This is a genomic window from Streptomyces sp. NPDC104761 (assembly GCF_055583445.1).
Genome location: NZ_JBVJNZ010000014.1, coordinates 193,992 through 205,535, shown reverse-complemented (window position 1 = coordinate 205,535; position 11,544 = coordinate 193,992). Strand labels below are relative to the sequence as shown.

Sequence of the window (11,544 nt, the reverse complement as noted above, 5' to 3'; positions counted from 1 at the left end):
TCCGGTGAAAATCGCGATCATCGGCGGTGGCCCGGGCGGCCTCTACCTTGCGGCGTTGACGAAGCAGCTGGACCCCGCCCACGAGATCACCGTGTGGGAACGCAACGCCCCCGACGACACGTTCGGCTTCGGCGTGGTCTTCTCCGACGAGACGCTCGGCGGCATCGAGAACGCCGACACCGTCTTCGCCGAGGCCATGGCCCGCCGCTTCGCCCGCTGGACCGACATCGACATCCACTACCGGGGCGAGAGCCACACCGTCGGCGGCCAGGGCTTCGCCGCCATGAGCCGCAAGGAACTCCTGCGCCTCCTCCAGGAGCGCTGCCGAGACCTGGGCGTCACCCTGCACTTCCGCACCCTCGCGCCGGAGGTCGCCGAGCTGCGTGCCTCGCACGACCTCGTCGTCGGCGCGGACGGCGTCAACTCCGGCGTGCGCACGGCCCATGCGGACGCCTTCGGCCCCTTTCTGGACCGCCGGCACAGCAAGTACATGTGGCTCGGCACGGACCGGGTCTTCGAGGCCTTCCAGTTCTTCGTCAAGGAGACGGAGTGGGGGGTGATGCAGGTGCACGGCTACCCCTACTCCGACGCCGGCTCGACGTTCATCGTGGAGATGCACGAGGACGTCTGGCGCCGGGCGGGCTTCGACGCCACCGAGGACACGGTGTTCGCGCCGGGCGCGTCCGACGAACAGGCGGTGGCCCGGCTCCGTGAGCTGTTCGCCGCCGAACTCGACGGCCACCGGGTGTTCGCCAACAACTCCAAGTGGCTGAACTTCACGACCGTGCGCAACGAGCGGTGGCACCACGGGAACCTGGTCCTGATCGGCGACGCCGCCCACACCGCGCACTTCTCCATCGGCTCCGGAACCAAACTGGCCATGGAGGACGCCCTCGCCCTCGCCGCCTGCCTGCACGAACACCCGGACACGGACAGCGCGTTGAGTGCCTACGAGAGCGAGCGGCGACCAGTGGTGGAGTCCACCCAGCGGGCCGCGCAGGCCTCGCTCGAGTGGTTCGAGAACATCGGCATGTACGCCCGACAGGAACCCACCCAGTTCTGCTTCAACCTCCTCACCCGCTCCCGCCGCATCACCTACGACAACCTGCGCACCCGCGACGCCGGGTTCGCCGACCGCGTCGACACCGCCTTCGCCGCGGCACAGGGCCTGAGCGGCCGGGCCCCCGCCATGTTCCGGCCGTTCCGCATCGGCCGGCTGGAGCTGAAGAACCGGGTGATCGTCTCCCCGATGGACATGTACTCCGCCGTCGACGGGGTACCGGGCGACTTCCACCTCGTCCACCTCGGCTCGAAGGCCATGGGCGGGGCCGGCCTGGTGATGACCGAGATGGTCTGCGTCTCGCCCGAGGGCCGGATCACCCCCGGCTGCACCGGCCTGTGGAACGACACACAGCGCGACTCCTGGACCCGCGTCGTGGACTTCGTGCACACGAACAGCACCGCGCGCATCGGCCTCCAGCTCGGCCACTCCGGCCGCAAGGGCTCGACCCGCCTGATGTGGGAGGGCATGGACGAACCGCTCCCGGACGGCAACTGGGAGACCACCGGCCCCTCCCCGCTGCCCTACGGCCCCGGCTCACCCACCCCGCGCGAACTCACCCGCGCCGACCTGGACCGGATCAGGGACGAGTTCACGGCGGCCGCCCGGCGCGGCGCGGACGCCGGCTTCGACCTCCTCGAACTCCACTGCGCCCACGGCTACCTGCTCTCCTCGTTCCTCTCGCCGGTCGCCAACCACCGCACCGACGAGTTCGGCGGGCCGCTGGAGAACCGGCTCCGCTTCCCGCTGGAGGTCTTCGACGCCGTCCGGACCGCCTGGCCCGCCGACCGCCCCGTGATCGTTCGGATCTCCGCCACCGACTGGATGCCGGACGGCAACACCGAGCACGACGCGGTCGAGATCGCGCGCGCCTTCGTCGCCCACGGCGCCGACGCCATCGACGTCTCCACCGGCCAGATCGCCAAGGACGAGAAGCCCGCCTACGGCCGCTCGTACCAGACCCCCTTCGCCGACCGCATCCGGCACGAGGTCGCCGCCGCCACCGGCGCGGCCGTCATCGCCGTCGGTGCCATCGCCTCCTACGACGACGTGAACTCCATCCTCCTCGCCGGCCGCGCCGACCTGTGCGCGCTCGGCCGCACCCACCTGTACGACCCGCACTGGACCCTGCACGCGGCCGCCGAGCAGGAGTACACGGGAGCGGCCGCCGAGTGGCCGGTGCAGTTCCGGGCCGGCCGCCGCAAGCCGCCCACCGCACGCACCGACGCCGTCCGCCCGCGCCTGTCACTGCTGCGGGCCGGGCAGGACGGGGAGAGCGTCCACCTGCGGTGGAAGCCCGCGGGGGAGGAGCTGCCGGCGGCGCGCTGACGTCAGGCGGTGCGCGCCGTACGGCTCCGTGCCGCCGCGAGCGGCAGGGTGACGGTGAACCGGGTGTCGCCGGGCGCGCCGCCCCCCTCGACGCGGCCGCCGTGCGCCTGGGTGATCGCGGCCGCGACGGCCGGCCCGAGACCCGCCCCGCCCGCGACAGCGGGATGCTCCCGCGGGGTCCTGTCCGGGACCTCTGGAGGGCGCCGAGTCCGTGCCGCGGAGCCCGTGAAAGGGCCCCGGATGCGTGACACCCCCCATAGGAGCCAGATCACATCCTATCGGGCGTCGTAGGAACGGAACGCCCTGAACTGCCCAGAAGGCATATATAGCGGGCATTTCGGTCATTGCTTCCTAAGTGGGGTAGTACGTCACATGATTGCCACCCGCTCCGGCTGCCGCTAACTATTGCTCTCGTCGCCGGGAGACGAGCGACGGGCCGAGCGGAACCCCGCCGGACCCGCGCACCTCCCGCCGGTAGTACGGGCTCCGCCCACCGCCGCCGCGCACCGCGGCCGGCGCCGACGCCGTCCCAGACCGGAGAGTTGCTTACACATGACCACGATCAACCGCACCCGCATCGCCCGCCTGCGCACCCTCGGCCTGACCGGCCTCGCCACCACGGGTGCCGCGGCCGCCGCCCTCACCCTGATGCCGGCGAACGCACAGGCTGCCGAGATGACGCAGGCGCACACCACGACCGCGGTCACGGCCTCCTCCGGCGACAGCCGCACCGCCTCCCAGAAGGGCGGCGGCAACAACCTGGACGGCTGGATCAAGCAGTCCCTGCAGATCATGAAGTCCAAGGGCATCCCGGGCAGCTACGACGGCCTCAAGCGCAACATCATGCGTGAGTCCGGCGGCAACCCGAGCGCCCAGAACAACTGGGACGTCAACGCCAAGAAGGGCACCCCCTCCAAGGGCCTGCTCCAGGTGATCGACCCCACCTTCAACGCGTACCACGTGTCCGGCACGGCCCACAGCGTCACCGACCCGGTGGCCAACATCACCGCCGCCGCCAACTACGCCGCGCACCGGTACGGCTCCATCGACAACGTCAACTCCGCGTACTGACCTGGACCCACCAGCTGGTCCGCCTCCGCGTCCCGATCGAGCCCGGCGGGCAACCGGCCCGCCGCCACGGCCCGTTCGAGCAGGACGGCGCCCGCCCCTACGGCTCGCGGTGCTCGTGTGCCGCCTGCTCCAGGGCGGCGGCCTCCGCCTCGGCGATGCGGGTCTCCTCCTCGACGTCGATGGAGCGGGTCAGCCACCAGTACAGCAGCGCCGACACCGGCAGCCCGACGAACAGGGAGATGTCGGCGCCGTCGAGGGCCTTCGCGGCGGGACCGACATAGAGGGTGCCGACCGAGAAGAACGGGATCATGACGGCGAACCCGACCAGGTACGAGATGATCCCCTGCCAGCCCCAGCGGCCGTAGATGCCGTTCGGCTTGAAGATCTCGGCGATCGCGTAGTGGCCCCGGCGCACCACGTAGTAGTCCATCAGGTTCACGGACGTCCACGGGATGAACAGGTAGAGCACCAGCAACAGGAAGTTGTTGAAGTTCGTCAGGAAGTTCGACGTCGCCGCCAGTGCACCGATCAGGGAGAGCGCCGCGGTCACCAGGAGGGTGACCAGGCGCACGCCCAGGGTCGGCCGCACCCGCTTGAACGAGTCGATGGCGCTGATCAGGGTCAGGGAGCCGCCGTACATGTTCAGCGCGGTGACCGAGATCAGGCCCAGCGCGGAGAACAGCAGCACGATCGCGCCGAAGCCGTCGAAGACCTTGTCACCCGCGGCGTTGATCGACCGGATGGTGTCGAAGCCGGCGCCCGCCCAGCCGGCCAGCAGCGTCCCGAGCACCATCAGCCAGATGCCGCCGAGCGCCGAGCCGAAGTAGGTCCAGTAGAAGGTCTTGCGGACGGTGACGTCCGGCGGCAGGTAGCGCGAGTAGTCCGAGACGTAGATGGCCCAGCTGATCTGGTAGCCGGCGACCACGCCGAACTGCGCCAGGAACGGGGTGGCCTTGAAGGCGCCGAGGTCGAAGGAGCCCGCCGGGTAGTGCAGCGTGACCAGGACCCCGACGGTGAAGATCCCGAAGACGACCAGGAACGTGTAGGTCAAAAACCGCTCGGCCTTGTGGATGACGTCGTACCCCACCAGCGCCACGACCAGCCCGATCGCCGTGACCACGACCACCCACAGCTTCACCCCGCCGTGGATCGTGGTGTTCAGGGCCTGACCGGCCAGGATGGTGTTGAACACGTTGAAGCCCGCGTACTGCACGTAGGCGAACAGCCACACCAGCAGCGCCCCGACGTAGCCGAACTGCGGGCGGGACTGGATCATCTGCGGCAGTCCCAGCTGCGGCCCCTGCGCCGAGTGGAACGCCATGAAGAACGTGCCGATCAGCGTGCCCGCGACGATCGCCAGCAGCGACCAGATCAGATTGCCGCCCTCCGTGATGCTGATCAGTCCCACGGCCAGGGTGGCGATCTGCGCGTTGGACATGAACCACAGCGGACCCAGGTGCCAGAGCTTGCCGTGCCGCTCGTCCAGCGGCACGTAGTCGATGGACCGGACCTCCAGACCGCTCACCCGCGGTTCCGCCGATGTGCTCATGGCACCTCCCAGGGACCAGGCCCGTCACTCTGACCTCATTCTTCCCCCGGACCGATACGAATCAGGCATGCGGAATTCGCGTTCCGTACGCCGGAAGGCCGAGCCGTACAAGGCACTGTCGCCCTGCTCACGGACCGGCCCTGTTGCCCTCCTCACAATCGGCCCGGAACCGGTCCTTTCGTGGCGCCCGTCATGTCGCAGGTCGGACATTTTGTCTACGTTCGCAGCTCTGTGTCCCTCCGACCCGAACTGCGAAGGTTCCCGCCATGCTCAACCGAACCCTGTCCGTCGCGGCCACGGTGGTGACCCTGCTCGCCGGAGCCGCACCGGCGGCCCTGGCGGCCGAGGCCGGATCCGGCACCACCGCCTTCCGCACCGCCGTCCAGGCGCCGGACACGGCCCGGGTGACCGCCGCCGTCCTCGACCTCGACCGCACCGGCGGGGAACCCGCCGTCTACGGCGAGGACACGCCGTACGACACGGCGAGCATCGTCAAGGTCGACATCCTCGCCGCCATGCTCCTGCACGCTCGGGACCACCGGCGCGACCTCACTGCACGGGAGAACGCCGAGGCTCAGGTGATGATCCGCAACAGCGACAACACCGCGGCCACCGCCCTGTGGCGGGCCATCGGCCAGGCCCCCGGCCTGGCGTCGGCCAACAAGCGGCTCGGACTCACCTCCACCCAGGGCGGTCCCGGCGGCCTCTGGGGGCTCACCCGGACCACCGCGACCGATCAGATACGCCTGCTCGGCGCGATCTTCGGCACCGGAGCCACCCCCCTGGACACGGCGTCCCGCAACCGCATCGGCACCCTGATGACCGAGATCTCCACCGGCCAGTCCTGGGGCGTCTCCGCCGCCGCCGACTCGGGGTGGGCACTGAAGAACGGCTGGCTCATGCGCACCACGACCGGCCGGTGGGACATCAACAGCATCGGGCGCATCACGAACGGCGGCCACCACTACCTCGTCGCGGTCCTCTCCAACGGGAACGCGTCCATGCCGGACGGCGTGAACCTGGTGGAACGAGCCGTCCGCACCGCCGTCTCCGAGACGGCGGCCCGCTGACCCCGCTGACCCCCTTGGCCCACCGCAGCCCGCCCGCCACCCGAAATGCCCCTAACGTGCATGAGAGGTGACGGAGTCCGGCAGCGGGAGGCACGGTGGCGGGTGCGGGCGGGCCGGCGGCCGGGCGGGGCCGCGCGCGCCGGGGCCGCGGTGCGGCACCGGACGGCCGGACCGCACCCGCGGTCCGGATCCCGAAACGGGCCCGCGGCGCACGCGCCGCCGCCCCCGCCGGCGCGGTCGTCGTCCCCGCCGTGCGGATCGCCGCCGCCTACGCCTGGCGGCTCATCGTGGTCGGCATCGTCGTCTACGGCGTCTTCGTCGTCCTCGGCCGCTTCCAGCTGATCGCCGTCGCCGTCTTCCTGGCCCTCGTCATCACCTCGGTGCTGCGCCCGCTCGCCGACCTGCTGGCCCGGTGGCTCCCCAGGCCCCTTTCCGTGGCGGTGAGCCTGGTCGGCAGCATCTGCCTGTTCTTCGGCCTGCTGGCCCTGGTGGGCAACGCGGTCGCGCAGGAGTCGTCGACGCTGGCCGACGAGTTCCGCGGCGGCATCCACCGCATCGAGGTCTGGCTGCAGCGCCCGCCCTTCGGGCTCGGCCCGGGCGCCCTGTCCCACCTCCAGCAGCAGATCGTCGACTACGTCCAGGCCCACCGCTCCAACCTGGCGAGCAGGGCGCTCAGCGGCTTCGGCACCCTCGTCGAACTGGTCACCGGCGGCGCGCTCGCGCTCTTCAGCTCCGTCTTCTTCATCCACTCCGGCGAACGGCTGTGGGCCTGGACGAGCAGCCAACTGCTGCCCGCCGGTGCCCGCGACGCCTGGGACCGGGCGGGGCAGGCGGCCTGGCGGACGTTCGCCGGATACACCCGCGGAATCATCATCGTGGCCGCCGTCAACGCCGTCCTCGTCGGCATCGCCCTGCTCATCCTGCGGGTGCCGCTCGCGCTGCCGCTCACCCTGCTGGAGTTCTTCGCCGCGTTCGTCCCGCTGGTCGGCTCACCGGTCGCGCTGAGCGTCGCCACGGTGGTGGCGCTGGCCGGGCGGGGCCCGGTCACCGCCGCCGCCGTCCTGGTGCTCATCGTCGTCATCGGCCAGCTGGAGGGGCATGTGCTGCATCCACTGGTGATGAGCTGGGCGGTGCGGCTGCACCCCCTCGTCGTCGCCGTGTCCGTCATCGCGGGCAGCATCGTCGCGGGGGTGATCGGCGCCGTCGTGGCCGTGCCGTTCATCTCCGTCGTCTGGGCGGTGGTGCGGGCCCTGCGCCCGGTACCGCCGCCCTGACCCGGTGCCGGAGGCTCAGCCGCCCTCGGCGGGGCGACGGCCGCGCTTGGCCGTGCGCCGGGGACGACCGGACGCCGCAGCGGGTCCCGCGGGCTCGGGACCGGCGGAAGCCGGTGTGCCCGCGGTGGCGGAGGTTCCGGCTGCGGCACGCAGGGTGGTGGTGGACGTGCCGGAGGGCGCCGTGGGGCCGGGCGCCGGCCTGCCGTCGTCCCACGCCTCGTGGGCGCCGAACGGATCCGCCGCCTCGTTCGCGAGGAGCGCCGCCAGGCCGGGCTTCGCCTGTGCCCTGACGGCCGCGAGCGCCAGCGTGTCGGCGTCGGACTCGCCGCTGCGCCAGGTGACGGTGCCCGGGAGCATGACGAGGGAGGTCGTGCCGGACTCTCCGGCGGCCGGCCGCAGCTGGACCCGGATGCCGTGCCGGTCGGCGAGCCTGCCCACCACGAACAGGCCCATGTACTGGTAGACGTCGGCGTCGGCGGTGGGCGGGTTCGCCAGCTTGTGGTTGATCAGCGCGAAGTCCTCGGGCCGCAGGCCGATGCCCTGGTCGTGGATCTCGACCATGATCCGGGTGTCCGGCAGCCGGCTCGCCGTGACCCGGACCGTCGAGCGCGGCGAGGAGAACGAGGTGGCGTTCTCCAGCAGTTCCGCGAGCAGATGCACCAGGTCGGTGACGGCGCGGCCGTGGATCTCGGCCTCCGGGACGCCCGCGAGCTCGATCCGCTCGTACTGCTCCACCTCGGAGGCCGCGGCCCGGATGACGTCGACCAGGGGGAGCGGGTGGTCCCACTGCTGGGTGGGGCGCTCGCCGCCCAGGACCAGCAGGTTCTCGCCGTTGCGGCGCACCCGCGTGGCCAGGTGGTCCAGCCTGAACAGGTTCGCCAGCTGCTCGGGGTCGGCCTCGCGTTCCTCCAGGTCGGTGATCAGGGCGAGCTGGCGCTCGATCAGCGACTGGTTGCGGCGGGAGAGGTTGGTGAAGATCGTGTTGACGTTCCCGCGCAGCAGGGCCTGTTCGGCGGCCAGCCTGACCGCTTCCCGGTGCACGTGGTCGAAGGCGCGGGCGACCTCGCCGATCTCGTCGGTGGTGGTGATCGGGATCGGCGCGACCCTGGTGTCCACCTGGCCGGGCACGGCCTGCGACAACTGGGTGATCACCGCCGGCAGCCGCTGCTCGGCGATCTCCATCGCCGAGGCGCTGAGCCTGCGCATGCCGCGGCTCATCGAGCGGGCCACCCAGGCGGCGAGGAGCACGGCCGCGAGTACGGCGCCGAGCGCGACGGAGCCGTTGGTGATCGCGTCCCGCCTGGCGTCGGAGGCGACGCTCCGGGCACCGGCGAGGGCGGTGTCGGTGAGATGCACCTCGATGCCCCGGTAGGCGTCGAAGGCGAGCGCGGAGGCGGCGAAGAACGACTCGGGGGTGATCCCCTCGGCGGCCAGCTGTTCGGTGGTCCTCCCACTGGCGATCTCGCTGATCATCTGCGACAGGGCCGGCGGCGTCACGAAGGTCTGCCCGGCCGCCTTGGCCTTCCGGGCGGCCTCGGCCGTCTGACGCGCCCCCTTCTGCTGTGCGTCCGCCAGCGCCGCGCGCAGCCGGGTCATGTCCCCGGCGGTGCCGGCGCCCGCGTACTCCTGGAGACCCACCTGCTCCAGGTAGGCGTAGGAGCTGAACGAGCTGAGCTGGTTCTGCAGTTCGCCCTCGGTGAGCGCGTCGCGGTCCTCGACCAGCAGGTGCGTACCGATACTGCGGACCAGTGACTCCGCGGCCTGGGTGAGGGAGATGGCGTACAGGGTGCGCCCGAAGCTGGCCTGGTTGTTGCTGCCGAAGCCCAGCTCGTTCGAGAGCTCCATCAGCGGGTGCTGGACCGCGTGGTAGCTCTCCTCCGTCTGCACCCCGGACGACCTGGCCGTGAACGCGTTGGCCCGCACCGCCGCCAGCTGTTGCTCGCCCGCCCGTACCAGTTCGATCCGCCGGGTGAGTCCCGCGGTCCGCGGCGCCCGGGCCACGGCCGCGTCGAACGCCTTGGCGTCGGCGTCGGTGACCTTGCGGGCCGCCACCACGGCGGGAGCGTCCCGCCTGCCCTCCAGGAGCGGGATGACCGACACGTCGCGCTCGTTGATCGCGTCACTGGCGTAGGCGTTCGCCGCCTGGACCAACTCCGCGACGCGCACCGCGTCGTCGGCGTCGCGCAGCGTGTCGATCGAGTGCTTCACACGGATGCCGCCGAGGCCGAGGGCGACGAGTACGGGGATGAGCAGAATGGCCTGGAGGCGTCTTGCGACGCGCCAATTGCCGGTCAGAGGTCTCGACTTGGGCAAGATCGTCCCATTTCACAACAGGGATGGCGTGCAGGGCTGGGCGCAGCCCGACGTTCTGTGGCCAATTTCTAACACCCAGCGATCCGGATCGACCGGTGTTTGAGTGAAGCGGTTTCTCGAAAATGGTACAAAGCTCAATCAAAACCATAGGTGGTCAACGCACGGACCACCGAGCAGGTGAGCTGCGTGTGGTGACCCGTGCGGTTGTCTGGACAGACAGCGCTTGCCGCGGTCCCTACGCGGCGGCATCGCCGTCGTCGGAGCTCGCCGACCGCGGCGTCGACGACTTCGAGCGATTCGCGGTCGGCCACGCCAGGCAGTACGTACCCGTGACCCGCGCCGGCCACATCGTCACCGACGGGTTCCTGCGGGGCGTGAAGCTCGTCGGCGCGACCGCGCACTACGTCACCGAGGACCGGGTGATCCGCGACGGCGACCACACCGGCGTCATCGTCTGGGCGCGCGGTCGACGGGGGGTCATGCCGGGCTCGACTGCGGGTTGGTGAACATGGGGTTCCCCGCCACCGTGTCCCGGGCGTCGACCTCGTTCTGCAGGACGCTCCCAGTGCTCGACCACCAGGCCGTCCTCGAAACGGAAGATGCCGACCCCGAGGAGCGGCTTGCCGGGACCGCCCCAGTAGCGGCCGTGCATCATGACCAGGTCACCCTCGGCAATGATCGCGCCCGGCTCGTAGCGGGTGTCGTCGGGCAGCCCGGCGATGAACCCGCACTCCGTGGGCTCTTCGACCTATCGGTGCACCTCCGCGCCATGCCGGGTCCGGCACGTCGGCGATCGCGAGAGCCCTCGGGCGCCGCCTCGGCGCGGTGAACCCCGGGAGGGGGTCACCGGCCTGGCGGAGCCGCCCCGTCAGTCCGGCGGCGTCGGCGTGTCCGGTGAGCGGTACATCGCCTGGACGTCCAGTTCCAGCTGCACCGTCGGCCCCACCACCGCGATGCCACGGGCCAGCATCGACCGCCAGTTGAGGGTGTAGTCCTCCCGGTGCAGCTCGGCCGTGGCGAGCGCGGCGCAGCGCAGTTCCTCGCCGTAGCCGCCGTTGACCGTGCCCAGGTACGTGGTGTCGAGCGAGACCGAACGGCTGACGCCGTGCATCGTCAGGGTGCCGAGGAGCGTCCACTTGCTGCCGCCCCGGTAGGCGAAGCGCGTGCTGGCGAAGTCGACGTACGGATACCGCTCGACGTCCAGGAAGTCCCCGGAGCGCAGGTGGTTGTCGCGGGTCGTGTTCCCGGTGTTGATGCTCGACGCGTCGATGCGCACCCGGACCGTCGACCGGCTCATGTCCGGGGCGACGCTGACGGAACCGTCGAAACGCTCGAACCGGCCGTGGACATGTGCCATGCCGACATGCTTGGCGATGAAGCGGATCGCGGTGTGCGGCGGATCGAAGACCCAGCCGCCGGTCGGCGGCAGCGGCAGTTGCCGGGCCGGCTGCAGCCGGACACCGGCGGGTTCCGGGCAGCTGCCGGCGACGATCTCGACGGTCTCCCGGTGCGGGTCCAGACCCTCGGCGACGATCAGCAGGCTGTAGCGGCCGGGCGGGAGTGCCGCCAGGAAGAAGCCGAAGGGATCGGTGGTGCCCCGGGCCGCCACCTGGTGGGTGTCCAGCGCGGTGACCGTGACGTCGGCGCCGCCGAACGGCTGGTCGACGGGGTCCAGGACGGTCCGGGCGACCCCGCCCGCACCGGGCGGGAGGGGCAGGGTGAGTTCCGCCGGACGGACCGGGGCGTTCTTGGACCACCGGCGCCTGAGCAGCCCGAGGGCCATGCTGTTCACCTTTCGTGTGGCGTGCGTGGGGGGAGGAAGCGGGGGGAGGCCAGGGCGGCCGAGGCACCGGCAGGGCCGCCGGCGACGATCAGGAC

General features: G+C 71.2%; 9 protein-coding genes. 5 read left to right on the top strand and 4 right to left on the bottom strand.

Going from position 1 to position 11,544, the window contains the following annotated elements; all coding sequences use genetic code 11:
- The first annotated feature begins 4 nt into the window (after positions 1-4).
- Both ACZ63F_RS32795 and ACZ63F_RS32790 read left to right on the top strand, forming a co-directional pair.
- Positions 5-2,389: a bifunctional salicylyl-CoA 5-hydroxylase/oxidoreductase gene (locus ACZ63F_RS32795; RefSeq protein WP_469716616.1), complete on the top strand. Its 2,385-nt coding sequence runs from the start codon at positions 5-7 to the stop codon at positions 2,387-2,389.
- Positions 2,390-2,941: 552 nt separating this feature from the next.
- Positions 2,942-3,460 carry a transglycosylase SLT domain-containing protein gene (locus ACZ63F_RS32790; RefSeq protein WP_469716615.1) on the top strand — a complete coding sequence of 173 codons (519 nt, stop codon included), beginning with the start codon at positions 2,942-2,944 and terminating at the stop codon, positions 3,458-3,460.
- Between the two features lie 97 nt (positions 3,461-3,557).
- Here the strand turns inward: ACZ63F_RS32790 and ACZ63F_RS32785 are convergent, their stop codons facing one another.
- Positions 3,558-5,009, bottom strand: coding sequence for a purine-cytosine permease family protein (locus ACZ63F_RS32785; RefSeq protein WP_469716614.1), 1,452 nt, complete (start codon positions 5,007-5,009; stop codon positions 3,558-3,560).
- A 266-nt stretch (positions 5,010-5,275) separates the two neighbouring features.
- On the opposite strand from ACZ63F_RS32785, the gene ACZ63F_RS32780 reads away from it, so the two are divergent.
- Positions 5,276-6,079, top strand: coding sequence for a serine hydrolase (locus ACZ63F_RS32780; RefSeq protein WP_469716612.1), 804 nt, complete (start codon positions 5,276-5,278; stop codon positions 6,077-6,079).
- Positions 6,080-6,174: 95 nt separating this feature from the next.
- On the top strand, positions 6,175-7,353 hold the full coding sequence (locus tag ACZ63F_RS32775) for an AI-2E family transporter (protein WP_469716610.1): 1,179 nt from the start codon (positions 6,175-6,177) through the stop codon (positions 7,351-7,353).
- 15 nt (positions 7,354-7,368) lie between these two features.
- On the opposite strand, the gene ACZ63F_RS32770 is transcribed toward ACZ63F_RS32775, so the two are convergent.
- Complete coding sequence (locus ACZ63F_RS32770) at positions 7,369-9,666, bottom strand: sensor histidine kinase (RefSeq protein ID WP_469716608.1); 2,298 nt, start codon at positions 9,664-9,666, stop codon at positions 7,369-7,371.
- Positions 9,667-9,857: 191 nt separating this feature from the next.
- On the opposite strand from ACZ63F_RS32770, the gene ACZ63F_RS32765 reads away from it, so the two are divergent.
- Positions 9,858-10,172, top strand: coding sequence for a hypothetical protein (locus tag ACZ63F_RS32765; protein ID WP_469716606.1), 315 nt, complete (start codon positions 9,858-9,860; stop codon positions 10,170-10,172).
- Here ACZ63F_RS32765 and ACZ63F_RS32760 read toward each other — a convergent pair.
- Both ACZ63F_RS32760 and ACZ63F_RS32755 read right to left on the bottom strand, forming a co-directional pair.
- On the bottom strand, positions 10,067-10,327 hold the full coding sequence (locus ACZ63F_RS32760; RefSeq protein WP_469716810.1) for a hypothetical protein: 261 nt from the start codon (positions 10,325-10,327) through the stop codon (positions 10,067-10,069). The genes ACZ63F_RS32765 and ACZ63F_RS32760 overlap by 106 nt on opposite strands.
- A 207-nt stretch (positions 10,328-10,534) precedes the next feature.
- Positions 10,535-11,449 carry a YceI family protein gene (locus tag ACZ63F_RS32755; protein WP_469716605.1) on the bottom strand — a complete coding sequence of 305 codons (915 nt, stop codon included), beginning with the start codon at positions 11,447-11,449 and terminating at the stop codon, positions 10,535-10,537.
- Positions 11,450-11,544 lie beyond the last annotated feature (95 nt).

Coding starts and splice junctions, on each gene's coding strand:
- ACZ63F_RS32780 (WP_469716612.1), top strand. CDS start 5,276: ATGCTCAACCGAACCCTGTCCGTCGCGGCCACGGTGGTGACCCTGCTC.
- ACZ63F_RS32785 (WP_469716614.1), bottom strand. CDS start 5,009: ATGAGCACATCGGCGGAACCGCGGGTGAGCGGTCTGGAGGTCCGGTCC.
- ACZ63F_RS32790 (WP_469716615.1), top strand. CDS start 2,942: ATGACCACGATCAACCGCACCCGCATCGCCCGCCTGCGCACCCTCGGC.
- ACZ63F_RS32755 (WP_469716605.1), bottom strand. CDS start 11,449: ATGGCCCTCGGGCTGCTCAGGCGCCGGTGGTCCAAGAACGCCCCGGTC.